This is a genomic window from Agromyces sp. Root81 (assembly GCF_001429165.1).
Classification (GTDB): domain Bacteria; phylum Actinomycetota; class Actinomycetes; order Actinomycetales; family Microbacteriaceae; genus Agromyces.
The window spans coordinates 1,359,226-1,381,778 of the sequence record NZ_LMIR01000002.1 but is presented as its reverse complement, the minus strand read 5'-3'; the positions used below and the strand labels follow the sequence as shown (position 1 = coordinate 1,381,778).

The 22,553-nt window shown below is 69.5% G+C and carries 25 protein-coding genes; 16 read left to right on the top strand and 9 right to left on the bottom strand.

Annotation, left to right across the window (positions count from 1 at the left end):
- Positions 1 to 74 precede the first annotated feature (74 nt).
- Positions 75 to 1,034 carry an alpha-ketoacid dehydrogenase subunit beta gene (locus tag ASE14_RS11595; RefSeq protein WP_056656267.1) on the top strand — a complete coding sequence of 320 codons (960 nt, stop codon included), beginning with the start codon at positions 75 to 77 and terminating at the stop codon, positions 1,032 to 1,034.
- A 62-nt stretch (positions 1,035 to 1,096) separates the two neighbouring features.
- A complete protein-coding gene (locus ASE14_RS11590; RefSeq protein WP_056654716.1) occupies positions 1,097 to 2,518 on the top strand; it encodes a dihydrolipoamide acetyltransferase family protein in 1,422 nt (473 codons plus the stop codon).
- Positions 2,519 to 2,627: 109 nt separating this feature from the next.
- On the opposite strand, the gene ASE14_RS11585 is transcribed toward ASE14_RS11590, so the two are convergent.
- Positions 2,628 to 3,113 (bottom strand): GNAT family N-acetyltransferase, encoded by a 486-nt coding sequence (locus tag ASE14_RS11585; protein WP_162257732.1) that lies wholly within the window; start codon positions 3,111 to 3,113, stop codon positions 2,628 to 2,630.
- A 154-nt stretch (positions 3,114 to 3,267) separates the two neighbouring features.
- On the opposite strand from ASE14_RS11585, the gene ASE14_RS11580 reads away from it, so the two are divergent.
- The 8 genes from ASE14_RS11580 (at position 3,268) to ASE14_RS11545 (ending at position 11,100) form a co-directional block, all read left to right on the top strand.
- Positions 3,268 to 4,386, top strand: coding sequence for a metal ABC transporter substrate-binding protein (locus ASE14_RS11580; protein ID WP_056654714.1), 1,119 nt, complete (start codon positions 3,268 to 3,270; stop codon positions 4,384 to 4,386).
- A gap of 5 nt (positions 4,387 to 4,391) precedes the next feature.
- Positions 4,392 to 5,180 (top strand): metal ABC transporter ATP-binding protein, encoded by a 789-nt coding sequence (locus tag ASE14_RS11575; RefSeq protein WP_157372945.1) that lies wholly within the window; start codon positions 4,392 to 4,394, stop codon positions 5,178 to 5,180.
- Between the two features lie 47 nt (positions 5,181 to 5,227).
- Entirely contained in the window at positions 5,228 to 6,181 is a 954-nt protein-coding gene (locus ASE14_RS11570) for a metal ABC transporter permease (RefSeq protein WP_056654712.1), read from the top strand.
- The gene (locus ASE14_RS11565) at positions 6,181 to 7,023 is read left to right on the top strand and encodes a metal ABC transporter permease (RefSeq protein WP_056654711.1); all 843 of its coding nucleotides are present in this window, start codon (positions 6,181 to 6,183) and stop codon (positions 7,021 to 7,023) included. Before ASE14_RS11570 ends, ASE14_RS11565 begins: the two co-directional genes overlap by 1 nt.
- The gene (locus ASE14_RS11560) at positions 7,020 to 7,421 is read left to right on the top strand and encodes a Fur family transcriptional regulator (protein WP_056654710.1); all 402 of its coding nucleotides are present in this window, start codon (positions 7,020 to 7,022) and stop codon (positions 7,419 to 7,421) included. The genes ASE14_RS11565 and ASE14_RS11560 overlap by 4 nt, the downstream gene beginning before the upstream one ends.
- A 361-nt stretch (positions 7,422 to 7,782) precedes the next feature.
- Complete coding sequence (locus ASE14_RS11555) at positions 7,783 to 9,165, top strand: glycine betaine/L-proline ABC transporter ATP-binding protein (RefSeq protein WP_082600867.1); 1,383 nt, start codon at positions 7,783 to 7,785, stop codon at positions 9,163 to 9,165.
- On the top strand, positions 9,162 to 10,100 hold the full coding sequence (locus tag ASE14_RS11550) for a proline/glycine betaine ABC transporter permease (RefSeq protein WP_056654709.1): 939 nt from the start codon (positions 9,162 to 9,164) through the stop codon (positions 10,098 to 10,100). Before ASE14_RS11555 ends, ASE14_RS11550 begins: the two co-directional genes overlap by 4 nt.
- A gap of 106 nt (positions 10,101 to 10,206) precedes the next feature.
- Positions 10,207 to 11,100 carry a glycine betaine ABC transporter substrate-binding protein gene (locus ASE14_RS11545; RefSeq protein WP_082600589.1) on the top strand — a complete coding sequence of 298 codons (894 nt, stop codon included), beginning with the start codon at positions 10,207 to 10,209 and terminating at the stop codon, positions 11,098 to 11,100.
- 64 nt (positions 11,101 to 11,164) lie between these two features.
- Here ASE14_RS11545 and ASE14_RS21230 read toward each other — a convergent pair whose 3' ends face one another.
- Both ASE14_RS21230 and ASE14_RS11535 read right to left on the bottom strand, forming a co-directional pair.
- Complete coding sequence (locus ASE14_RS21230; protein ID WP_235511263.1) at positions 11,165 to 11,611, bottom strand: hypothetical protein; 447 nt, start codon at positions 11,609 to 11,611, stop codon at positions 11,165 to 11,167.
- Positions 11,612 to 11,773: 162 nt separating this feature from the next.
- Positions 11,774 to 13,228: a glutamate decarboxylase gene (locus ASE14_RS11535; protein WP_082600587.1), complete on the bottom strand. Its 1,455-nt coding sequence runs from the start codon at positions 13,226 to 13,228 to the stop codon at positions 11,774 to 11,776.
- A gap of 223 nt (positions 13,229 to 13,451) precedes the next feature.
- Between ASE14_RS11535 and ASE14_RS11530 the strand changes: the two genes are divergently transcribed.
- Entirely contained in the window at positions 13,452 to 14,132 is a 681-nt protein-coding gene (locus tag ASE14_RS11530; RefSeq protein WP_056654706.1) for a YrhK family protein, read from the top strand.
- On the opposite strand, the gene ASE14_RS11525 is transcribed toward ASE14_RS11530, so the two are convergent.
- Genes ASE14_RS11525 through ASE14_RS11505 form a run of 5 tightly spaced genes read right to left on the bottom strand, consistent with a single transcriptional unit; the run spans position 14,118 to position 17,714 of the window.
- Complete coding sequence (locus tag ASE14_RS11525) at positions 14,118 to 14,756, bottom strand: hypothetical protein (protein WP_056654705.1); 639 nt, start codon at positions 14,754 to 14,756, stop codon at positions 14,118 to 14,120. The genes ASE14_RS11530 and ASE14_RS11525 overlap by 15 nt on opposite strands.
- Positions 14,738 to 15,340, bottom strand: a complete 603-nt coding sequence (locus ASE14_RS11520) for a hypothetical protein (protein WP_056654704.1) — start codon at positions 15,338 to 15,340, stop codon at positions 14,738 to 14,740. Before ASE14_RS11520 ends, ASE14_RS11525 begins: the two co-directional genes overlap by 19 nt.
- Positions 15,333 to 16,013 carry a hypothetical protein gene (locus ASE14_RS11515; RefSeq protein ID WP_056654703.1) on the bottom strand — a complete coding sequence of 227 codons (681 nt, stop codon included), beginning with the start codon at positions 16,011 to 16,013 and terminating at the stop codon, positions 15,333 to 15,335. Before ASE14_RS11515 ends, ASE14_RS11520 begins: the two co-directional genes overlap by 8 nt.
- Positions 16,010 to 17,368 carry a hypothetical protein gene (locus tag ASE14_RS11510; protein ID WP_056654702.1) on the bottom strand — a complete coding sequence of 453 codons (1,359 nt, stop codon included), beginning with the start codon at positions 17,366 to 17,368 and terminating at the stop codon, positions 16,010 to 16,012. Before ASE14_RS11510 ends, ASE14_RS11515 begins: the two co-directional genes overlap by 4 nt.
- Before the next feature lie 13 nt (positions 17,369 to 17,381).
- Positions 17,382 to 17,714, bottom strand: a complete 333-nt coding sequence (locus ASE14_RS11505; protein ID WP_056654701.1) for a hypothetical protein — start codon at positions 17,712 to 17,714, stop codon at positions 17,382 to 17,384.
- Positions 17,715 to 18,022: 308 nt separating this feature from the next.
- Here ASE14_RS11505 and rpmB point away from each other — a divergent pair, with 308 nt between their 5' ends.
- The 5 genes from rpmB to ASE14_RS11480 all read left to right on the top strand — a co-directional run bounded on the left by rpmB (position 18,023) and on the right by ASE14_RS11480 (position 21,487).
- Positions 18,023 to 18,259 (top strand): 50S ribosomal protein L28, encoded by a 237-nt coding sequence (rpmB, locus tag ASE14_RS11500; protein ID WP_056654700.1) that lies wholly within the window; start codon positions 18,023 to 18,025, stop codon positions 18,257 to 18,259.
- Entirely contained in the window at positions 18,259 to 18,426 is a 168-nt protein-coding gene (gene rpmG / locus ASE14_RS11495) for a 50S ribosomal protein L33 (RefSeq protein ID WP_022892462.1), read from the top strand. The genes rpmB and rpmG overlap by 1 nt, the downstream gene beginning before the upstream one ends.
- 2 nt (positions 18,427 to 18,428) lie before the next feature.
- Positions 18,429 to 18,734 carry a 30S ribosomal protein S14 gene (gene rpsN / locus ASE14_RS11490; protein ID WP_056654699.1) on the top strand — a complete coding sequence of 102 codons (306 nt, stop codon included), beginning with the start codon at positions 18,429 to 18,431 and terminating at the stop codon, positions 18,732 to 18,734.
- 271 nt (positions 18,735 to 19,005) lie between these two features.
- Positions 19,006 to 19,293 carry an HU family DNA-binding protein gene (locus ASE14_RS11485; protein ID WP_056007305.1) on the top strand — a complete coding sequence of 96 codons (288 nt, stop codon included), beginning with the start codon at positions 19,006 to 19,008 and terminating at the stop codon, positions 19,291 to 19,293.
- A 220-nt stretch (positions 19,294 to 19,513) separates the two neighbouring features.
- Positions 19,514 to 21,487 carry a cytochrome c oxidase assembly protein gene (locus ASE14_RS11480; protein WP_200953312.1) on the top strand — a complete coding sequence of 658 codons (1,974 nt, stop codon included), beginning with the start codon at positions 19,514 to 19,516 and terminating at the stop codon, positions 21,485 to 21,487.
- Positions 21,488 to 21,493: 6 nt separating this feature from the next.
- Here ASE14_RS11480 and ASE14_RS11475 read toward each other — a convergent pair whose 3' ends face one another.
- Entirely contained in the window at positions 21,494 to 22,501 is a 1,008-nt protein-coding gene (locus ASE14_RS11475; RefSeq protein WP_056654697.1) for a hypothetical protein, read from the bottom strand.
- Positions 22,502 to 22,553: the final 52 nt, after the last annotated feature.

Genomic DNA, 22,553 nt, shown 5'->3' with positions numbered 1-22,553 from the left:
ACGTGACGGATGTCGCGAGCGACACGAACTCGACGGGCGCTGCCCCCGCCGTGCGCGGCGTGCAGACGCTGTCGATGGCGAAGGCCATCAACGCCGGCCTTCGCGAGGCGCTCCGCGCCGACGAGAAGGTGCTGCTCATGGGCGAGGACATCGGCCCGCTCGGCGGCGTCTTCCGCGTGACCGAGGGCCTCACGGCGGAGTTCGGCGAGCGGCGCATCCTCGACACGCCCCTCGCGGAGTCGGCCATCGTCGGCACCGCGATCGGCCTCGCGATGCGCGGCTACCGCCCGGTCATCGAGATCCAGTTCGACGGCTTCATCTTCCCCGCGTTCGACCAGATCACGACGCAGCTCGCGCGCCAGACCGTGCGCCACGACGGCACGCTCTCGATGCCCGTCGTGATCCGCGTGCCCTACGGCGGCCACATCGGCTCGATCGAGCACCACCAGGAGAGCCCCGAGGCGTACTTCGCGCACACCCCGGGCCTGCGCGTGGTGAGCCCGTCGAACCCGCACGACGCGTACTGGATGATCCAGGAGGCGATCAGCTCCGACGATCCAGTGCTGTTCTTCGAGCCGAAGAGCCGCTACTGGCCGAAGGGCCCGGTCGATCTCGACCACGCCGGCCTGCCGTTGCACGCGAGCCGCGTCATGCGCCAGGGCACCGATGTCACGGTCGTCGGTCACGGCGCCATGATCGCGACGCTGCTGCAGGCCGCCGACATCGCGGCCACCGAGGGCCGGAGCATCGAGGTCGTCGACCTCCGCTCGCTCTCCCCCATCGACTACGGGCCCCTGCTCGAGTCGGTGCACCGCACCGGGCGGCTCGTCGTGGCCCAAGAGGCGTACGGCAACGTCTCCGTCGGCTCCGAGATCGCGGCGACGGTGGCCGAACGCGCGTTCTACTCCCTCGAGGCGCCCGTGCTGCGCGTGTCGGGCTTCGACACGCCCTTCCCGCCGGCCGCGCTCGAGACCGAATACCTGCCGAGCCCCGACCGGGTGCTCGAGGCCGTCGATCGCGCCCTGGCGTACTGACGCGGCGGCGCGCCGCGCTGACATGACGATGACGGCATAGATCGACTGCGAGGGTAAAGAGCATGAGCGAGATCCGATTCCCCCTCCCCGATGTCGGCGAGGGCCTCACCGAGGCCGAGATCGTGCAGTGGCGGGTCGCGCCCGGCGATCGCATCAGCCTCGACCAGGTCTTCGTCGAGATCGAGACGGCGAAGTCGCTCGTCGAGCTGCCGAGCGCGTTCGAGGGCGTCGTCTCCGAGCTGCTCGTCGAAGAGGGCAGCACCGTCGACGTCGGCACGCCGATCCTGGTCATCCAGACGGATGCCTCGGGGCTCGCCTCCGACGCGCCGGGTGCTCCGACCACCGCGGCGGCCGCGCCCGTTGCGACGTCGGCTGCACCCGCTGCCGCCCCGGCGGCACCTGCATCCGAGGCCCCTGAAGAGAGCGGAGCCGTGCTCGTCGGGCACGGCAGCTCGGGCCCGGCAGCGACGCGTCGTCGCCGCCACCACACGCCCGACGGTGCGCACGGACACCTCGCTCCCCCGGTCACTGCTCCCCCGGCCCCGCCAGCCACGGCGGCACCCGGCGCCGGGGCGACGACGGGCGCCGCGGCATCCACTGCCTCGACGCGCCCTGCGCCGCGCGTGCCCGTCATCGCGAAGCCGCCGATCCGCAAGCTCGCGAAGGACCTCGGCGTCGACCTGTCGCGCGTGTCGCCCACGGGCCCGATGGGCGACATCACGCGCGACGACGTGATCCGCGAGGCGAGCCAGGCCAGCGTCTTCCGCAACATCCAGACGCCCGAGTGGCCCGAAGGCCGTGAAGAGCGCATCCCCGTCAAGGGCGTGCGCAAGGCGATCGCGAGCGCCATGGTGCAGAGCGCTTTCCAGGCCCCGCACGTCAGCGTCTTCGTCGACGTCGATGCCAGCCGCACGATGGAGTACCTGAAGCGGCTGAAGGCCTCCCCCGACTACGCGGGCGTGCGCATCTCGCCGCTCCTGATCATGGCCAAGGCGATGATCTGGGCAGTGCGTCGCAACCCGACCGTGAACGCCCAGTGGACCGACTCCGAGATCGTCGTCAAGCACTACGTGAACCTCGGCATCGCCGCGGCGACCCCGCGCGGTCTCATCGTGCCGAACGTCAAGGAGGCGCAGGCGATGACGATGGTCGAGCTCGCGACGGCGCTCGAGCAGCTCACGCTCACGGCCCGCGAGGGCAAGACGCAGCCGGCCGAGATGCAGGGCGGCACGATCACGATCACGAACATCGGCGTCTTCGGCATGGACACCGGTACGCCGATCCTGAACCCCGGCGAGGTCGCGATCGTCGCGCTCGGCACGATCAAGCAGAAGCCGTGGGTCGTCGACGGCGAGGTGCGGCCGCGCTTCGTCACGACGATCGGCGCCTCGTTCGACCACCGCGTGGTGGACGGCGACGTGGCGTCGCGGTTCCTCGCCGACGTCGCGTCGATCATCGAAGAGCCCGCGCTGCTGCTCGAGTAGTCGCCGGTACGGGTTTCCTGTCGCGCGCACCTGCTCGGCGCCACTTCCGCGCCCTTTGCGCCAGTAGCGATGGCGCGCAGGGCGCCGAACTGGCGCGGACGGGAAGCCTCTACAGGTGCAGGTCGTAGACGATCGCCTCGGCCGTACGCGACGACTGGGCGAAGCCGACGCTCTCGAGCGCCCGTCGAGCGGGCAGGTTCGGCACCTCGGCCTCGGCGCGGAGGATGACCACGCCCGCGCTGCGAGCGAGCTCGACGACGGCCGAGACGGCGTGCACGGAGAGCCCCTGGCCGCGAACCGCCGGCACGAGCCCGAATGCGAACTCGACGGCTCCGTCGTCGCCGGGCGGACCGAAGAGGTTCACTCCCCCGATGGCCGGGCCGTCTTCACCTCGACGAACGAGATAGGGGCCGAAAGGAGTCGGATCGCCGTTCTGCTGCACCGTGCGGAGGTACTCGGCGAGCAGCTCGGGCTCGTCGGTGAAGGCGTAGGCGCCTTCCCATCCGTCATGCGGGTCCACCTCGCCGGAGAGCACTCGCTCGGCATCGGCGACGGTGAACGGATGCAACGTGAGAGGAGCTGTCGTCGTATCCACGTGCTTCACTCTCGCACGTCGGTGCGACACTCGCCAGAGCTGTCCACAGGATTTGCGGGAATGCCGGAAACGCCCATCGATGTTCACGCAGTGCGTCCGAATCGGACGCTTGATGGTTTTGACAATCATTATCAATAAGACATACGGTGGAGTCATGACTGCTCGAACCCGCGCCATCCGTCGACTGCCCGCGACCCTCGCCGGCGGTGCGGTGCTCGCCACGGCGGCGCTGGCGCTCGCGGGGTGCTCGGCCCCCGCGGCATCCGATGCCTCGAGCGACGGCCCGAAGATCGTCGCGACGACGACCCAGGTCGGCGACTTCACGCGCGAGCTCGTCGGCGACGGCGCCGCGGTCACGCAGCTCCTCTCCCCCGGCCAGAGCGCCCACAGCTTCGACCCCTCGGCCGCACAGCTGCTCGCGCTCTCGCAGGCCGACGCGCTCGTCGTCAACGGCGGCGGGCTCGAGAGCTGGCTCGACGACGCCGTGCAGGCCTCCGGCTTCGACGGCGTGCTGATCGACGCGAGCACCGGCATCGAGCTCTTCGGCACGGACGACCACGAACACGAGGACGACGCGGACACGGATGCCGACGCTCCCGACGCCGAGCACGAGCACGAGCACGACGAAGCCGACGACACCGAGACCGATGCGGCAGACGACCACGCGGAGGACTCGCACGAGGGTCACGACCACGGCGCAGGCAACCCCCACATCTGGACCGACCCCGAGCTCGCCGAGCACATGGTCGAGAACATCGCCGATGGGCTGGCCGAAGTGCCGGGCGTCGACGCCGCCGTCATCGCGACGAACGAGGCCGACTACCTGGCGAAGCTCGACGCCCTCGACCAGTGGATCACCGAGAACGTCGAGACGGTGCCGGTGGTCGAGCGCCTGCTCGTGACGAACCACGACGCATTCACCTACTTCATCGACGCCTACGACGTCACCTTCGTCGGCAGCGTCATCCCGAGCTTCGACGACAACGCCGAGCCGAGCGCCGCCGAGATCGACGCGCTCGTCGAGCGCATCCGCGCGACCGGCGCGACGGCGGTGTTCTCCGAGGCGTCCATCTCGCCGAAGGCCGCCGAGACGATCGCCGCCGAGGCCGGCGTCACGGTCTCCTCCGGTCCCGATGCGCTCTACGGCGACTCGCTCGGCGTCGAGGGCAGCGACGGCGCCACGTACCTCGGCAGCCAGCTGCACAACGCGCGACTGATCCTCGAGTCGTGGGGCGTCACGCCTACCGCCCTGCCCGAGGCACTGCAAGGATGACACCCATGGACGACTCTCCCGTGCTGCGCCTCCGCGGCGCCGCGTTCACCCACCCCGGCGGCACGGGAGTCAGCGGCCTCGAGCTCGACATCATGCCGGGCGAGGCCGTCGCGCTCATCGGGCCGAACGGGGCGGGCAAGTCGACGCTGCTGAAGGGCATCCTCGGTCTCGTGCCGCGCACGGCCGGCACGCTCGAGTTCGGGGTTCGTGACACCGGTGGCGCGTCGAACGCAACGCATGCCGCTACCGGCATGGTCGGATTCCTCCCGCAATCCGCCGACCTCGACCCCGACTTCCCGATCAGCGTGGAGCAGGTCGTCATGCAGGGCCGCTATCGCGGACTCGGGCTCCTCCGCTGGCCGGGCCGGGCCGATCGCGCCGCCGTGCGCGGTGCGCTCGAGACGGTCGGCCTCGCGGAACTCGCGAAACGCCCGTTCGGCGAGCTCTCCGGCGGCCAGCGGCAGCGCGGGCTCCTCGCCCGGGCACTGGCCTCCGATCCCCGACTGCTGCTGCTCGACGAGCCGTTCAACGGCCTCGACCAGCCCAATCGCGACGCACTCGTCGAGACGGTCCGCACCCTCAAGACGCGTGGTGTCGCCGTGCTGGTCTCGACGCACGACCTCGATCTCGCGCGTCGAGTGTGCGATTCGGTCGTGCTCGTGAACGGCACGCAGCTCGCGAGCGGTCCGGTCGACGAGGTGCTCACGCTCAGCAACGTGCAGGAGTGCTTCGAAGGCGTCGAGGTCGAGATCGACGAGCACACGCTCGTCGTACCCGGGCACGAGGGTCACTGAATGCCGAAATCGACATATACGAGATCGAGTCGGGCGGGCGGTGACGGATGTCGCTGACCGATGCGCTCTTCGGCGCCTTCGCCATCCCGTTCATGGGGCGGGCCCTCCTCGTCATGCTCGTGCTCGCGGTCGTCGCGGGGTTCGTCGGCGTGCTCGTGAACCTCAGGGGGCTCGAGTTCATCAGCGACGGACTGACCCACGCCGTCTTCCCAGGCCTCGCGATCGGCCTCGCGATCGGGGGCAGCGCCGGACTCCTGCCCGGCGCGGCGATCGCCGCCCTCGCCGGCGCACTCGCGCTGACCTGGCTCGACCGCGCCGGCGTCACCTCCGACGCGGCCATCGCGATCGTGCTGACGGCGACCTTCAGCGTCGGCGTCATCGTGGTCTCCCGCAGCGACGACTACGCGGGCGAGCTCGAGGCGCTGCTCTTCGGCCGCGTGCTGACGATCCCGCCCGACGAGGTCCTGCCGCTCGTCGTGGTGAGCCTGATCGCGCTCGTCATGGTGCTGGTCGCACTGAAGCAGCAGCTGTACCGGGCGTTCGACGCGAAGGGGAGCCGCGCTGCAGGTGACTCGGCGCTCGTGCTCGACCTCGTGCTGAACTCGGCGATCGCGCTGGTCGTCGTGGCGGCCGCGAGCACGATCGGCACGCTGCTCGTGCTCGCGCTGCTCATCGTCCCTGGGGCGGTGGCGCGGCTGACGACCGCGCGCCTGTGGTGGCTCTTCCCCGCAGCGGCCGGCTTCGCGGCCGTCGCCGCGTGGCTCGGACTGGCGCTCGGCTTCGCGATCTCCGTCGGCGCGGGCGTCGACGTGCCGGCAGGCAGCACGGTCGTGGCCGTCTTCGTCATCGGCTACGCGCTCGTGCTGCTCGTGAGCTCGGTGTTCGGTCGGCGCGGCCCGGCGAGACGGGCGGCGGGCCTCGATACCCGGCCTCCTTCGTCGGTCGCCACTCGACCAGCGGTCGGGGCGGCCGAGGCTCGATCCACGGGGGAGGGGCGCTGATGGGGTACTTCGAGCGGGCGCTCATCGCCGCGATCATCATCGGCGCCGGTGCCGGCCTCGTCGGCAGCCTCGTCGTCGTGCGGCGCCGCACCTTCTTCGCGCAGGCGCTCACCCACGGTACCTACCCCGGCGCGGTGGCGGCGGCCGCACTCGGCGTGAGCGTGCCGGCCGGTGCGGCCGTGGCATCCGTCGTGCTCGTCGCGGTCATGGCCGGCATCGCGCGCGTGCGTCGCCAGGGTGCGCAGGTCGCGGCCGGCATCGTGCTGACGGGCGGCTTCGCCGCCGGCGCGCTGCTCCAGGCACTCATCCCCGGGTTGCCGGTGCACGCCGAATCCCTGCTCATGGGGTCCATCCTCACGGTGAGCGACGGAGACATACTGCTCGCGGCATGCGTCGGCCTGGTCGCGGTCGTCTGCATCGCGCTGTTCGGCAAGGAGATCGCGTTCTCGACCTTCGATCCCCACGGATTCCGAGCAGCGGGCTACCGCGAATGGCCGCTCGAGCTGCTCGTGCTCGGCCTCACCGCGGCCTCGGTCGTCAGCTCGCTGCCGGCGGTCGGCGCGATCCTCGCGATCGCCCTCATCGCGGCTCCTGCAGCGGCCGCCAGGCTCATGGTCCGCTCGTTCCGCGGCCTGCTGTTCGCAGCTCCGGTGATCGGTGCCGCGGCGGGCGTGCTGGGCGTGACCTCCTCGCGGATGTTCGAGGTCGCGGCCGGTCCGGCCATCGCTCTCGCCGCCACGGCCTTCTTCCTCCTCGCACTGGGTATCTCCAAGCTGCGCGCGCTACCGTTGAACCGAGTCTCCATACCGGTGGAGACCGCGGAGGACGCACGGATCGCATGAAGCGCAACACCTGGCAGCGAGAGGCCGTTCGGGAAGCTCTCGACGGCACCGAGGGCTTCATCAGCGCACAGGCGCTGCATTCGACCCTCCATTCGACGGGCTCGCCGATCGGACTTGCGACGGTGTACCGCGCGCTCGGCGACCTCGCCTCGAGCGGTGAGGCCGATTCGCTGCAGTCACCCGACGGCGAGGCGCTGTACCGCGCCTGCAGCACGACCGGCCACCACCACCACCTCATCTGCCGCAATTGCGGGCTGACCGTCGAGATCGCCGCCGACGAGGTCGAGGCGTGGGCGAAGGCAGTCGCGGCCGAGCACGGGTTCACCGGCGCGGCCCACGTCGTCGACGTGTTCGGGCTCTGCGCGAACTGCACCCGCCTGCAGGCGGCGGGGGAGTAGCGCTCCGCCGTCACGATCGAATTCCCTGATCGTATGGGCATTCACTCGAATCGATTTGGGTTGCCTCGAACACCTCGATACGGTGGACACGGTCCTGCAAGACCGAATCGCCCAGTCCGCGCTCCTCCATTCCGAAACAGGAATGGAAGATCGTATGGTTCGGCGGCGTGGCATCCGGCCCCGATGGCCGGATGCGTGGAAGTCCTGTTTCGCCCGAGGTCGCAGCACCGAGACCGGGGCTTGAGTCCAGGCATCCGAATCGCCGTCAACCCGGCCGTGACCCACGAGTCAGCCCTACCCGATTCGCGACCGCGCCCGTCTGACGTGCGCGGTGATCGGCGTGCGCTCCGGGAGCCCGTCCATGTCCGAAACACCAGCACTCGAGGTTCGTCGCCTCACGAAGTTCTTCGGCAGGAAGCCGCGAGAGGCGCTCGAGCGACTCCGCTCCGGCGCCGGCCGAGCCGAGCTCGCGCCACTCGGCACCGCCGCGGTGATCGACGCCGACTTCGACGTGCGGCGCGGCGAGATCTTCGTCGTCATGGGATTGTCGGGCTCCGGCAAGTCGACGCTCATCCGCACCCTGAACGGCCTGCTCGAGCCGACCGACGGCACCGTCACGGTGATGGGGGAGACGATCACGGGGATGTCGCCGAAGCGACTCCGCGAGGTGCGCCGCCGTCACGTCTCCATGGTCTTCCAGCACTTCGCACTGCTCCCGCACCGCAGCGTGCTCGAGAACGCGGCCTACGGCCTCGAGATCCAGGGCGTGCCCGCCGCCGAACGGCGCGAGCGCGCCGAGCACATCCTCGAGCGCGTCGGCCTCGGCGGCTGGGGCGACAAGATGCCCGCGGAGCTCTCAGGCGGCATGCAGCAGCGGGTCGGTCTGGCGAGGGCGCTCGCGTCCGACACCGACATCCTGCTCATGGACGAGGCCTTCTCGGCGCTCGATCCGCTGATCCGCAAGGAGATGCAGGAGCAGCTCGTCGAGCTGCAGCAGGAGCTCGGCAAGACGATCGTCTTCATCACCCACGACCTCAACGAGGCGATGTTCCTCGGCGACCGCATCGCGGTCATGCGCGACGGCCGCATCGTGCAGCTCGGCACCGCGGAGGAGATCCTCACCGACCCCGCCGACGACTACGTCGCCCAGTTCGTGCAGGACGTCGACCGTTCGCGCGTGCTCACCGCCGGCAACGTGATGGAGGCGCCGCGCGCCGTCGTCACCGCCTCGGCAGGCCCGCGAGCCGCCCTGCGCTCGATGCGCGACCTGCAGACCTCCATGGTCTTCGTGGTGGGCGGCGGCCGGCGGCTGCTCGGCGTCGTGCACGACCGCGACGTGCTCCGGCTCGTGCAGCGCGGCGAGCGATCCCTCGAACCCGCGATCAGCGACGACCATCCTGTCGTCGGCGTCGACGAGCACCTCTCCGAGCTCTTCGAGAGCGCCGTCGAGAGCCAGCTCCCGCTCGCCGTCGTCGACGAGCAGGGGCGGCTGCTCGGCGCCGTGCCGAGGGTGACGCTGCTCGCCGCGCTCGGCAACGTCTCGTCGAACACCGGCGAGCACGCTGTCATCGAGACCCCGGCGACCATCCCCATCGACGTGATCACCGCGACGCTGCACCGCACGGCCCGACCCGACACGGCGATCGCCGACGCGGCCGACGCCAGTGCCGTTGCGGCAGCAGCCGCGGAGGCCGCCGTGATCCGCGCCGAAGCGGATGCCGCGGGGGAGAGGAGCCCGGCATGAACGACTTCCGACTCCCGCTCGGCGACTGGGCCGACTCCTTCATCGACTTCATCACCGAGGTCTTCGGCGGATTCTTCGCCGTCGTCCGCGGCATCTTCGCGGGCTTCTACGACCTCGTCGACTTCGCCCTGCAGACCCCGCCCTTCTGGGTCGTCATCGTCGCGTTCGCGGCCATCGCCTGGCTTGCGAAGGGTTGGAAGCTCGCCGTCGGCACCGCCGTCGGCCTGGTCGTGATCGTCGGCGTCGACCAGTGGGACAACGCCATGTCGACCCTCGCCCTCGTGCTCGTCGCCTCGCTCATCGCCGTCGCCATCTCGGTGCCGCTCGGCGTGCTCGCCGCCAGCTCCGACACGGCGTCGAAGATCATCCGCCCGATCCTCGACTTCATGCAGACGATGCCGGCCATGGTCTACCTGATCCCCGCACTCATCCTCTTCCGCGTCGGCGTGGTTCCGGGCATCGTCGCGACGATCATCTTCGCGATGGCCCCTGGCGTCCGGCTCACCGAGCTCGGCATCCGCGGAGTCGACAAAGAGGTCGTCGAGGCCGGCCAGGCCTTCGGCTCGTCGCCGTGGCGCATCCTCCGCCAGATCCAGCTGCCGCTCGCGATGCCGAGCATCATGGCCGGCGTCAACCAGGTCATCATGCTCTCGCTCTCGATGGTCGTCATCGCCGGCATGGTCGGCGCGGGCGGACTCGGCGGCGAGGTCGTGCAGTCGCTCACCCGGATCGACGTCGGGCTCGGCTTCGAGGCCGGACTCTCCGTCGTGATCCTCGCGATCATCCTCGACCGGGTCACCGGGGCGCTCGGCACCCCGCGGAAGCCCGGCAGGCGGCGCGAGCAGGCATCGTCGACGGATGCCTCGGTGCCGGCCGACGCCATCGATGAGATCGGAACCCGAATCGCGAGCCCTGCCCGCGTTCCCGTCGCCTGACGTCCGCCCATCCCGAATCATGGGCGCGCGACATCCGCTCGCCCGAAGGTCGCTGAAGCGGCCATCCCCAACACCCGTGACACAGCACGCGGGAGGAAAGGAACACATGAAGAAGCGCACGCTCACCGGAGCACTCGCACTCGGAGCGGTCTCCGCCCTGGCACTCGGCGGCTGCGCCGCCGGCGCTGAGGCCGAGACGCTCGAGAACGGCGACCAGAAGAACGTCACGATCGCCGTGTTCAACGGCTGGGACGAGGGGATCGCCGCGAGCGAGCTCTGGAAGGCCGTGCTCACCGAGCAGGGCTACGACGTCACCCTCGAGTACGCCGACCCCGCCCCGGTCTACTCCGGGCTCACGACCGACGACTACGACGTCACCCTCGACACGTGGCTGCCGATCACGCACGCCGACTACATCGAGCAGTACGGCGACGACCTCGTCGACCTCGGCGCCTGGAACGAGGACGCCAAGCTCACGATCGCCGTGAACGAGGACGCCCCGGTCGACTCGCTGGCCGACCTCGCAGCGAACGCCGAGTTGTTCGACAACCGCCTCGTCGGCATCGAGCCGGGCTCGGGCCTGAACCGGGTCACGACCGACGAGGTCATCCCGACGTACGGGCTCGAGAAGATGGACTACCTGACGAGCTCGACGCCGGCCATGCTCGCCGAACTGACGGCCGCCACGGACCAGGGCGAGAACGTGGCCGTGACGCTCTGGCGCCCGCACTGGGCCTACGACGCGTTCCCCCTCAAGGACCTCGAGGACCCCGAGGGCGCGCTCGGCGACGCCGAGGGCATCCACTCCTTCGGCGGCACGAGCTTCGAGCAGACCCACCCCACCTTCGCGGGGTGGCTGCAGGACTTCACGATGGACTCCGAGCTGCTCTTCTCGCTCGAGAACGCGATGTTCAACGCGGACGGTTCCGACGACTACGCGCCCATCGTCGAGCAGTGGATCGCCGACAACCGCGACTACGTCGACACCCTGACGAAGTAGCTCACGGCGCAACGCGAACAGGCGGGTGAAACGTGGGGCGGATGCCGCAGCATCCGCCCTTCTTTCACCCGCCTTCGTCGTCGGTGACCGTGGAGCTAGCCCGCAGGCGGCGGTGCCCCACCGCCCGCGGCCTCTGGGGTCGGCGGTGCGCTGGTCCCATGACGGCTTCCGCACCGCGTAGAAGATGAGCGGCCCGGTAGCTGCGCACGACGTGCGGCTGCTTCGTCCGCAGCCGCATGGCCGCGGCGAACATCATCATGTACATGATGAGGTAGAGCGCCGCCGCCATGTCGACGAGCAGGATGAACGTGAACACGCCGCCCTTCCATCCGGTCGCGAGTTCGGCGGCGACGAGCGCCGTCGGGACGAGGAAGAAGATCGCGGGGATGATGAACAGCGTGATCGACCCGAGGCCGTAACCGGCCATGGCCGGCAGACTCCGCAGGGAGGCGACCGCGACGACGGTGAGGATCGCGAGCTGCATGAGCGACATGAACTTCTGCGAGGTCACGCCTGGTGCGCCGATCGCCGGTTTGTGCGGGACCGTGTCGAACGGATGCGCCTTCACATGCTCTGGAGACGGCGCGACGGTGCCGTCAGCGCGTCAGCGCGTCTGGGCGCCGACGCCGCCGCCGTGTTCGACGGCTCCCTGATGTCCGTCATGGCTCACCTCTCAGTGCGTGAAGGAGGACACCTGGCCCTCGATCGGCATGGGCGACTCGAGGGCGTCGAGGAACTCGGTGGCCTCCTGGATGTCGAGGAGCAGCGACTCGGCGAGGTTCCGGCTCAAGCCGTTCCGCACCACGATGCGCTGCACGATGAGGTCGGAGATGTCATCGGGCATCGGGTACGCGGGGATGAGCCAGCCCTTCAGGCGCAGGCGCTCCGAGAGGTGGTACAGGTTCCAGTTCTCGGTGTGGCCCTTCTTGAGCTGCCACGCGAAGACCGGGATGTCGGTGCCGTCGTTCCAGAGTTCGAACGCGTCCATCTTCGCGATCTCGCCCGAGAGGTACACCGCGACGTCCTGCGATGCCTGCTGCACCTTGCGGAAGCCGTCCCATCCGAGGCGGAGGAAGAGGTAGTACTGCAGCAGCACCTGCGCGCCCGGCCGCGAGAAGTTCAGGGCGAAGCTCGGCATGTGGCCGCCGAGGTAGGTGACGTCGAAGACGAGTTCCGCCGGCAGGTCGTCGATCGTGCGCCAGACCACCCAGCCGAGCCCCGGGTAGACGAGCCCGTACTTGTGGGCCGAGGTGCTGATCGACACGACGCGATCGACGCGGAAGTCCCACTCGAGGTCGGGCTGCAGGAAGGGGGCGATCATGCCGCCGGATGCGCCGTCGACGTGGATCTTCACGTCGAGGCCGGTCTCCTGCTGGATCCGGTCGAGGGCAGCCGCGATCTTCGCGACCGGCTCGTACATGCCGGTGTAGGTCACGCCCATGATCGCGACGACGCCGATCGTGTTCTCGTCGACGTACTTCTCGAGGTCGTGCCCGTCGAGCACCTTGTGCTCATCGCTGATCGGGACGTACCGCGCTTCGACGTCGAAGTAGTTGCAGAACTTCTCCCAGCACACCTGCACCGCGCTCGAGAGGATGAGGTTCGGCTTCTCGGTCGACTTGCCCTCGGCGCGTCGCGCGAGCTGCCAGCGTCGCTTCAGCGCGAGGCCGCCGAGCATGCACGCCTCGGACGAGCCGATGGTGGAGGTTCCGATGGCGCCTTCCGCGCTCGGTGCATTCCAGAGGCTGGCGATCATCTTCCAGCAGCGCGTCTCGATCGCGGCGGTCTGGGGGTACTCGTCCTTGTCGACCATGTTCTTGTCGGCGGACTCGGCGTACAGCTTCGTCGCGAACGGATCCATCCACGTGCCGACGAACGTCGCGAGGTTCAGGCGGGCGTTCCCGTCGAGCATGGCCTCGTCGTGGACGATCTGGTACGCGGTCTCGGGCAGGGACTCGCCGTCGGGAATCCGGTCCAGCGGGAAGTCCGTCGCCTCGCCCTCTCGCGCGAAGATCGGGTTCAGCTGGTTGCGATCCCCGATGCCGGCGAACGCGTGCCGCGAACGATCCGGAGTGATCGGGTCGTTGCTGCCGCTGCCTGAATGGGATCGTGGCTTGAGATCGGTCATGGTTGTCCCCCCGCGTTCTGCTTCGTCGTGCATGAACATGGGCGCGTCTGAGACGGCAGGGTGGGTGTCGACCCCCAGAAGACGGCCCAAGCTCCGAGTGTGGCCCCGTCGACGGGGGCCGTCAATAGTGCAGATCGTGTGAGACCGGGACGGTGCGAGCCCCCCGGACCGGCGCACGCCGCGCCCGCCCCAGCCGGGCCCGACGGATGGCTAGAGTTGCAGCATGGCCGCTCCCGAGCATCGCATCGGCGCCCGGGTACCCCGGCGCCGGCGGCTCCGCCGGGAGGCCTGGGGCTTCGCGGTGGGCTCGCTCTGCTTCCTCGTCGGCGCCATCCCGTTCTACGCGGGATGGGCGGGTGCCGTCGGCGTCGGCATCACGTTCTTCGTCGGCTCCATCTTCTTCACGCTCGCCGCGTTCGTCCAGTTGAGCCTCAGCGGTCGCCGTGTTCCGAGACGGGGCACCAGCCACGCCGATTTCTGGGACTGGTGGGCGGCGTCAGTGCAGTTCGTGGGCACGCTCTGCTTCAACGTGAGCACCGCGGTCGCGCTGGCTGCCGCCGTCGCCGACCCGACGAAGCTCGGCGCGGGCTGGCGCCCCGACGCGTTCGGCTCGGTCGCCTTCCTCGCCGCGAGCGCCTTCGCCATCGTCGCCACGAAGGATCGCGGAGAGCTCTGGGACCGCGACGCCCGCACGTGGCACGGCACGTGGCTCAACATGCTCGGTTCGATCGCGTTCGCCGTCTCGGCGGTCGGCGCGTACGTCGACCCCGAGACCGGCACGCTCGTGAGCATGTTCTGGGCGAACCTCGGCACGCTGCTCGGCGCGCTCTGCTTCCTCGTCGCGGCGCTGCTCTCGCGACGCGTGATCGACGAGGAGGCAGTCGGTCGATCAGTCGACGGGTGAACCGAGCGCTGTGACGGCCCGCTCGACGTCCGCCCTGGTCGGCAGCAGCTCGATGCGTTCGAACAGCTCGAGCATCGCCGGTTGCATGAGCGCGAGGGTCGCGAGGTCCTCATCGACCGAGTTGAGCATGAAGACGGTCTCATCGGCAGCCGCGACGGTACGGATGCTTCCGGCGACGCCGGCCGCCGCACCCCCCTCATCCCCGACATCGGCGAGCCTGATGGTCGCGGCCGACTGCACCACTGTGCCGAAACGCGCCGAGGGGTGCGAAGCCGTCTGCACCGGCGTCGCCGAATCGATGCCCGACTCCGCGACCGCGGCGAGGTCGACGGTCTCGCCCGCGGCATCGACGACGGTGAGGAAGGCGACTCCCATGGTGCTGCCGTCGGCGGGGGCGTACCAGAGCACGTGATCGACGCCGGGCGGGTGCACGCTCGCGACCCCCATCGCCGCCTCCTCGAAGCGCCCCCGACGTTCGAGGTCGTCGGGAACGGCAGCCACCGAGATCTCGGCGGCCCAGCCGGCTGCGTCCTCCCATGCGAGGTACGGGAAGCCGGGCGGAACGCCGATCCAGAGGTCGTCGTCGAGGTCGATCACGTAGTCGATCACTGCGGAGGCCCCCATTGGAACGTGCCGATGATGCCGTGCCCGAGGCGTTCGAGCGCCCGGGCCTCTTCGCCGCCACGGTCCTCGGCGAGAGCGACGAGCGCGTAGATCAGCTGCAGCCCGGCCTCGCCGTCGCCACCGGGGCGGGGGACCACGTAGTGCAGTGACGTGGACGCGCCGGAACGGTCGCCGTCGAGCTCGTCGGCGTGCTCCTCCCACCGGTACCACGTCGCCCCATCGACCGGGAGTTCCTCGACGCCGGCGACGCCGGCGATCGTGTGCACGGTGCGCGCGAGCGTCGAACCGGTCGCGACCCGCACCGGCACGACGGTGAGCGAAACGGGAAGCGCGCCCCCGGCGAGCGTCTCGACGGGCAGGTGCACACCGATCGCGCGGCGTCGGCGCAGTCCGTCGAACATACGATGCACGTGCTGGCGGATGACGAGCACGACGTCGGCACGCCCGGCCTGGCGGGCACCCGCCGTGGCGAGTTCGGTGAGTTCGGCCTCGCCCGAGGCATCCGCTCGGAATTCGCGCCAGCCGGGCGGGAAGAGCATCGAGAAGGCGATGCCGCGCTGGGCGGGAGCCGTCGTGTCAGGCATCGGTCTCTGTGGCGTTGGTCGTTCGGGCCTTGCTCGCGGCCTCGCGGGCATGGACCTCGAGGAGGCGTTCGTCGAGGGTCTCGCGGATCTTGCGGTTGGTCTTCGCCTTGCGAATGAGGTCGACGCGCTCGACGGTGAACGGATCGGGTTCGCGTTGCGGCACGTCCGTGCGGCGGAGGGTGACTCTTCGGATGATCATGGCGAGGATCGCGACGAGCACGATGACCGAGCCGATCCAGTGCCAGCCCCATGTGCGGTCGCCGTTCGCGAACGGGCTCGGCTCGGGGTAGGTGCCGGCGAACACGAGCGGCAGCAGGAGGAACACGGTGCAGAAGTGGGTGAGCGTGTTCGAGAGGAGGGGGCCGTGCCGTTCATCGACGTTGCGCCAGATCAGCACCGTCGTGAGGAGCGGCAGGCACCCGACGAGGATCGTGATCCATGACGGCAGCGGGATCATGGGGAACGGTTGGTCCGAGTCCCACGCCGAGGTGCCGGTGACCTCGTTGGGAATCCCAGACGCGAGCATGTTGACGATGGTGATCGCGATGAACACGCCCGATGCGATCAGCCCGAGGCTGACGGGCAGCCATGCGCGCGTCACCCGGCCCTCGCGGCGTTGGTCGGCCTTGTCCCCGACGTCGTAGTCGGTGACCCAGCCTGAGCGTGGTTTCACTGGGCGAAGACCCCGCGGAGGTCGGCGTAGTCCGGGAGCTTGGCCGAGCCCATGAAGTCGAGGTTCGCTGCCCACGTCATGCCGGACTCGAACTTGTTCGCGATCGCCGAGAACGCTGACGGCGCCTCAGCGGCGACGTTGTCGGACGCTGCCCACGCCTGAGCCGCTGCGGTGCCTCGGCCGCCACCGCCGAGGATGAACTCCGCGAAGCTCGACACGCTGTTGTGCCCCCCGCGCAGCAGGTTCATCCTCGGCCGGGCGAGGAACAGGTCCTTCAGGCGGAACTCGGTCATCAGGCCACCGTACTTCAGGTTCGCGGCGACGTTCATGGCACCGTTGCCGATGGACTTGAACACGTTGCCGGTGCCGGTCGCCAGCATGCGGAGGGGGCCGCCCGACAGCGGTGTGTACGCCCATCGCGGCATGCCCGTGCGGAGCGAGGTGCGCAGGATGCCGCGCCCGGTCGAGAACAGGGCGGAGGTGCCTCGGAGCCCGGCGAGACCGCCGCGAGCCCCCTGGATCAACGGCCTCGCGAACGGGATGAGCCCGATGATCGACATCGTGAGATCGAGCCAGTTGCCCCGGCCCTTCGCGAACTTGAGCAGGTTGATCGTGAGCATGACCGCGGCCACGACGGCGCCGATCGCGGCGATCGCGAGAGCGATCGGGCCGGTCACGAAGAGCGCGACCACCGCGAGTCCGACGGCGATCCAGCCCAGGATCGGAAGGAGGTCCTCACCCCATGCGTCGCTGTTGTCGGCAGCGTCGAATGCGTCCTCGATGCCGTCGACGGCATCGTCGTAGGCGTCGGACCACGTGGAGAACGCGCGGTCGAAGCGACCCCAGAGGCCGTCGAGTGACGACTCGGCCCGTCCGGCCGCGCCTTCGGCGGCGTCGAGCTCGCTTCGCGCCTCGAGCTTCTGCGCGTCGGAGACGTCGGCCTCCCATGGCATCTGCGTGCCGTGGTCGCGCACCGTGCGACGTGCATCGGACTCCGCCTCCCGGGCCTCGGCGAGGTCCTGGTGTGCGGTCTCGATCTCCTCGATCAGCGGATGTATCGTGCGCTGCGCCGCCCCGAGTGCGACCCCGTAGGTCTTCAGCACGGCACCGGTCTCGTCGTAGCGGATCGCGGCCTTCTCGAGGTCGGGGTAGGTGTCGGCGGCCTTCTCGCGGATCTTGTCGACCGAGACCGCGATGGCGATGTCGCGCGTCCCCTCGCTGATCTTCTTCAGCTGCGATGCCGTGCGGCTCATGATCGTCGCGGCCGAGACCAGGTCGCGGCCGCGCTGCTGGATGTCGTCGGCGTGACCGTCGAGGCGGCGCAAGAGGTTGCGCTCGGGGGAGACGAGGCTCATGTGCTGCTGCTCCTTAGGCGGGCTCGTGCGCGGCGGGATCGTTGTCGGGACCGTTCGACTGCATGGCGGCAGCCGCCTCGGAGTCCCAGTCCCTCCAGCCGTCGATGACGTCCTGCAGATGGGTGCGGATCTCGTCGAGGCTGCTCGAGAGCTCGTTCCTCGTGTTGTTCCAGTCCGACTCGAAGTCGTCGACGCGGGAGCGCAGGGACCCTCGCTCGTCGGGGCGACCGACCGCGTCCTGCAGGCCGGATGAGACCTCGCTCGCCTCGTCGAATTCGGTGATCGCGCTCGACAGGCCGCTGAGCACCTCGTCGAGCGCCTGCATGTTCAGGTACACGTCGGGCACGTCTGCTCCTCCCCCCTCGCCACGCGGCGATCGGACATCGTTCACGAGCCTATGACGGCCCACGCGACCGCGAGAATGGGGAGGACTGCCCATCGGCGGCGGGCGGCGGCATCCGCTCGGTTCGGTCGCTCGCGCCCGGTCTGGTAAGCTGGCTCGTTGGCTGGGCACTTCCACTGCCCATGCCGCGACACTCCCCATCGGCAGCGTCCATCGAAACTACGCGAGAGATCGCGGATCTTCGCATGGGGAAGGTCAGCAGACAAGAGACCTTGGGAGGGGCATCCGCCCCTCGGTATTGGAGGAAACCAATGGCAGCAGTGTGCCAGGTGACTGGAGCCGTTCCCGGCTTCGGGCACAACATCTCGCACTCGCACCGCCGGACGAAGCGCCGCTTCGACCCGAACGTGCAGAAGAAGACCTATTTCGTGCCGTCGCTGCGTCGCAGCATCACCATCAACGTGTCCGCCAAGGGCATCAAGGTGATCGACGCTCGTGGTATTGAGGCAGTGGTCAAGGACATGCAGGCACGTGGGGTGAAGCTCTAATGGCGAAGGCACAGGACATCCGGCCGATCATCAAGCTTCGGTCGACCGCCGGCACCGGGTACACCTACGTGACCCGCAAGAACCGCCGCAACAACCCCGACCGCCTCGTGCTCAAGAAGTACGACCCTGTAGTGCGCAAGCACGTCGACTTCCGAGAGGAGCGCTAAGAATGGCGAAGAAGAGCAAGATCGCGCGCAACGAGCAGCGCAAGGTGATCGTCGAGCGGTACGCCGCGAAGCGCCTCGAGCTGAAGAAGGCGCTCGTCGACCCCAACGGCACCGACGAGAGCCGCGAGGCCGCTCGCAAGGGCCTGCAGAAGCTTCCCCGCAACGCGTCGCCGGTCCGCCTGCGTTCGCGTGACGCCATCGACGGCCGCCCCCGTGGCGTGCTCACCAAGTTCGGTGTCTCGCGTGTTCGCTTCCGCGACATGGCGCACCGTGGCGAGCTGCCCGGCATCACCAAGTCGAGCTGGTAACAGCAGTAGCTTCACGCTTCACCGAGAGGGGCGTCCGGGGTTTCCCCGGCGCCCCTTTCGCGTACCCGGCACCGTCGGGCGTGACCGAAATCGATCGAGGATGGCGCGACACGCCGAGGCGAAGGTGCTCGAAACGGCCGGAAATCCGCGAGATTCCGGGGAACTCTGCTACATTCAAGGCGGCCCGATCGGCCACGGGGGCGGTTGAACGATCGTTCCCGAGAACTCACAAATGCTGTACCGAACAGCGAAGGTCCGAGGAGGACATTCAATGGCTGACAAGTCGCTCAACAAGACCGAGCTCGTCGCGAAGGTCGCTGCGTCGACCGGACAGAGCCAGGCCACCGTCGACGCCGTTCTCGGCGGCCTCTTCGAGGCGCTCGCCGAGTCCGTGGGCTCGGGCACCAAGGTCTCCATCCCGGGCTGGCTCGCCGTCGAGCGCACGCACCGCGCTGCGCGCACCGGCCGCAACCCGCAGACCGGTGCCGAGATCCAGATCCCGGCCGGCTACTCGGTCAAGGTCTCGGCCGGCTCGAAGCTCAAGGCTGCTGCGAAGTAACTGCGACTTCCCGAAGGGGCGTACGGCGAGAGCCGTGCGCCCCTTCGTCGTTCCCGGCACCGGCTCTGGGCTGACGCACGGGCAGCGCCGTCTCGGCTGGTTCCCGTGCATCCTGAGTCCGCTCTGAGCGGGTACACGGGCAGCGACGTCTCGGCTGGTTCCCGTGCATCCTGAGTCCGCTCTGAGCGGGTACACGGGCAGCGACGTCTAGGCTGGTTCGGTGCCCCGCTCCGTGCGAGTGCTCGGCCCTGCCGCACTCATCGCCGTCGCCCTCGTCGCGACGTTCGCCGGCCTCGCCTACGGCGGGGGAGCGGCTGAACAGCTGATCCAGGATCCCGGGCCCGTCGCCCGCTATGGCGTGCCGGTCGCGAAGCTCTTCGTGAACCTCGGCGCTGCCGGCATGATCGGCGCCCTCGTGCTCGCGGTCTGGGCGCTCAGTCCGAAGCGACGCGAGTTCGACCTGGCGCTCGACGTCGCCGCGGCATCCGCTGCCGTCATGACCGTCGCGAGCGCCGCGACCGGCCTCTTCACCTTCCTGCTCGTGACGGGCGTGCCCTTCGACCTGAGCGACTCGTTCGGGCAGAAGCTCGGCCAGTTCGTGACGACGATCCCGCTCGGCCAGGCCTGGCTCACGACGACGCTCGTGGCCGCGGCCGTCACCGTGCTGTGCTTCGCCGTGCGCAACCACACCGCCCTCGTCTTCGTGACCGTGCTCGCGGTCGCCTCGCTCGTGCCGCTCGCCCAGCAGGGCCACGCCGCCGGCGCCGCCGGTCACGCCGCCGCCGTCACCGGGCTCGGCCTGCACCTCGTCTTCGCCTCGGCGTGGCTCGGCGGACTCGTCACGATCGTGCTGCTGAAGGGCGAGCTCGGCGAGAAGCGACTGCCCGTCGTGCTCGCGCGGTACTCGACCGTGGCGCTCATCAGCTTCATCGTCGTGGCGCTCTCTGGCTACGCGAGTGCCGCGCTCCGCATCGGCGACTGGGACCAGCTGTTCACGCCCTACGGCATGCTCGTCGTCGTCAAGGTGGTCGCCCTCATCGCGCTCGGACTCTTCGGTGCGGCGCAGCGCCGGTTCCTGATCGGGCGGATGTCGCGGGGCGACGGTTCGCGCAACGGATCGTTCTGGTGGCTCGTCGTCGCCGAGCTCGCGTTCATGGGGCTCGCCTCGGGTGCCGCGGCCGCGCTCGCGCGCACGGCGACGCCGGTCTCCGAGGAGGAGGCGGGCTCGCTCGCCCGCACGCCCGCTGAGATCCTCACCGGGGAACCCCTGCCGCCGTGGCCCGAGTGGACCCGGTTCTTCACCGAGTGGAACCCCGACCTCATCTGGCTGCTGGTGTGCGGCTTCGGCATCTTCTTCTACATCGCCGGCGTCCGGCGCCTTCGCAAGCGCGGAGACCGCTGGCCGATCTACCGCACGGTGCTCTGGGTCTCCGGCCTGCTGCTGCTCGTCTACATCACCAGCGGCGGCGTGAACGTCTACGAGCAGTACCTCTTCTCGGCGCACATGCTCGCCCACATGGTGCTCACGATGGCCGTGCCGGTGCTGCTCGTTCCGGGCGCGCCGGTGACGCTCGCGGCCCGCGCCATCCGTGCCCGCAAGGATGGCAGCCGCGGCGGCCGGGAGTGGATCCTGCTCGGCGTGCACTCGAGGTTCGCCGGGTTCATCGCGAACCCGATCGTCGCCGCCGTGCTCTTCGTCGGTTCGCTCTGGGTCTTCTACTACTCGCCGCTCTTCCGCTGGACGATGCTCGATCACATCGGGCACGAGTGGATGATCGTGCACTTCCTCATCACGGGGTACTTGTTCGTGCAGTCGCTCATCGGCATCGACCCCGTGCCGTATCGCCTGCCGTACCCGTTCCGCCTGCTCCTGTTGCTCGGCACCATGGCGTTCCACGCGTTCTTCGGCCTCGCGATCATGTCGAGCACGGGCCTGCTGCTCGCCGACTGGTACGGAGCGATGGGCTGGGGCGCCGATGCGCTCATCGACCAGCAGCTCGGTGGCGGCATCGCGTGGTCGATCGGCGAGATCCCGACGGTGGCGCTCGCGATCACCGTCGCCGTGCAGTGGGCGCGCAGCGACGAGAAGGAGTCGAAGCGCCGCGACCGGCACGCCGACCGCACCGGTGATGCCGAGCTCGACGCGTACAACGCGCAGCTCGCGGCGATCGCCGAGCACGACCGCCCGCAGTAGCGAGCGCTACCTCAGCTGGATGGCGATGTTGCCGTCGGGCGCGATCGTTGCCGAGAGCGCGAGCGAGAAGGTGCGGTCCTCCTCGAGCGTGTAGCGGTGCCCGTCGAAGAGCGACTGCACCTCGACGGAGATGTGGGCGACGCCCTCGGTCGGCGGCATGTCGAACGACGACTCGCCCGGCGTGAGCGTGACCAGCGGCATGCTCACGATGCTCCACACCGGGTCGCCGACGACGCGATCGTCGATCTCGATGCCGAACGGGCACTCGGCCGGCTGCAGCACGGGCTGCGCTGCGCACTCGTTGAGGAACTCGTCGACCTTCACCTGCACGCGCTCGACGAACGCGGCGGTCGGCTGGGCGTCGACGGTGACGCCTGCGCGCGCCGAGACGTCGGCCTGCAGCGTGACGGGCACGGCCTCGAGCAGCGGCGAGGTGTACGAGAACTCGTAGACCGCGGGTGCGATCGCGATGTACGGGGTGACCTGGGTGAACGCCGTCAGCTCCTCGCCCGACTTGGTCGCACGGGCGTCGAGGGTGAGCGTGCCCACCGTGAATGTCGGATTGTGCGCGGCGGTCACGTCGATGACGGCGAGCGGGCTGACCGCGAACTCCCAGCGGTTGAGCACACCGTACAGCGGTTCGATGGGGCGCACGTCGAAGGACGACTCGATGATCGCGTCTTCGAGGCGGTACGTGGCGGTGACGGTGTGCGTGCCGTCGTCGTGCGCGACGTCGTTCGTGATGCGCACGTCTTCGGGGCCCGACTCGACGACGCCGGTGCGGAGCATGGCGGTCGAGACGTTCGCGGGCAGGCCGAGCGCTGCGAGCTCGGCCTCGTCGAGGGCGACGCCCGGGGTCGTGGATGCCTCGGCGATGTCGTCGTTCGCGATGGCGGTGAGGTAGCGCTCGATGAAGCTCGACGAGCCGTAGATCGTCAGGTTCAGCGCGCCGAGGGCGGCGAGGAAGGCGCCCGCGAGCAGCACCGCGAGTCCGGCCCAACCAGCGACGAACAACGGCGAAACTCGACTGCCGCGCACCCCGGAGCTCCCCACCCGCACAAGTGTA

What these genes read in the sequence shown, in the direction of transcription:
- ASE14_RS11595 (WP_056656267.1), top strand. Translation starts at nt 75, where the DNA reads ATGGCGAAGGCCATCAACGCCGGCCTTCGCGAGGCGCTCCGCGCCGAC.
- ASE14_RS11590 (WP_056654716.1), top strand. Translation starts at nt 1,097, where the DNA reads ATGAGCGAGATCCGATTCCCCCTCCCCGATGTCGGCGAGGGCCTCACC.
- ASE14_RS11580 (WP_056654714.1), top strand. Translation starts at nt 3,268, where the DNA reads ATGACTGCTCGAACCCGCGCCATCCGTCGACTGCCCGCGACCCTCGCC.
- ASE14_RS11575 (WP_157372945.1), top strand. Translation starts at nt 4,392, where the DNA reads ATGGACGACTCTCCCGTGCTGCGCCTCCGCGGCGCCGCGTTCACCCAC.
- ASE14_RS11570 (WP_056654712.1), top strand. Translation starts at nt 5,228, where the DNA reads ATGTCGCTGACCGATGCGCTCTTCGGCGCCTTCGCCATCCCGTTCATG.
- ASE14_RS11565 (WP_056654711.1), top strand. Translation starts at nt 6,181, where the DNA reads ATGGGGTACTTCGAGCGGGCGCTCATCGCCGCGATCATCATCGGCGCC.
- ASE14_RS11560 (WP_056654710.1), top strand. Translation starts at nt 7,020, where the DNA reads ATGAAGCGCAACACCTGGCAGCGAGAGGCCGTTCGGGAAGCTCTCGAC.
- ASE14_RS11555 (WP_082600867.1), top strand. Translation starts at nt 7,783, where the DNA reads ATGTCCGAAACACCAGCACTCGAGGTTCGTCGCCTCACGAAGTTCTTC.
- ASE14_RS11550 (WP_056654709.1), top strand. Translation starts at nt 9,162, where the DNA reads ATGAACGACTTCCGACTCCCGCTCGGCGACTGGGCCGACTCCTTCATC.
- ASE14_RS11545 (WP_082600589.1), top strand. Translation starts at nt 10,207, where the DNA reads ATGAAGAAGCGCACGCTCACCGGAGCACTCGCACTCGGAGCGGTCTCC.
- ASE14_RS11535 (WP_082600587.1), bottom strand. Translation starts at nt 13,228, where the DNA reads ATGACCGATCTCAAGCCACGATCCCATTCAGGCAGCGGCAGCAACGAC.
- ASE14_RS11530 (WP_056654706.1), top strand. Translation starts at nt 13,452, where the DNA reads ATGGCCGCTCCCGAGCATCGCATCGGCGCCCGGGTACCCCGGCGCCGG.
- ASE14_RS11525 (WP_056654705.1), bottom strand. Translation starts at nt 14,756, where the DNA reads ATGGGGGCCTCCGCAGTGATCGACTACGTGATCGACCTCGACGACGAC.
- ASE14_RS11520 (WP_056654704.1), bottom strand. Translation starts at nt 15,340, where the DNA reads ATGCCTGACACGACGGCTCCCGCCCAGCGCGGCATCGCCTTCTCGATG.
- ASE14_RS11510 (WP_056654702.1), bottom strand. Translation starts at nt 17,368, where the DNA reads ATGAGCCTCGTCTCCCCCGAGCGCAACCTCTTGCGCCGCCTCGACGGT.
- rpmB (WP_056654700.1), top strand. Translation starts at nt 18,023, where the DNA reads ATGGCAGCAGTGTGCCAGGTGACTGGAGCCGTTCCCGGCTTCGGGCAC.
- rpmG (WP_022892462.1), top strand. Translation starts at nt 18,259, where the DNA reads ATGGCGAAGGCACAGGACATCCGGCCGATCATCAAGCTTCGGTCGACC.
- rpsN (WP_056654699.1), top strand. Translation starts at nt 18,429, where the DNA reads ATGGCGAAGAAGAGCAAGATCGCGCGCAACGAGCAGCGCAAGGTGATC.
- ASE14_RS11485 (WP_056007305.1), top strand. Translation starts at nt 19,006, where the DNA reads ATGGCTGACAAGTCGCTCAACAAGACCGAGCTCGTCGCGAAGGTCGCT.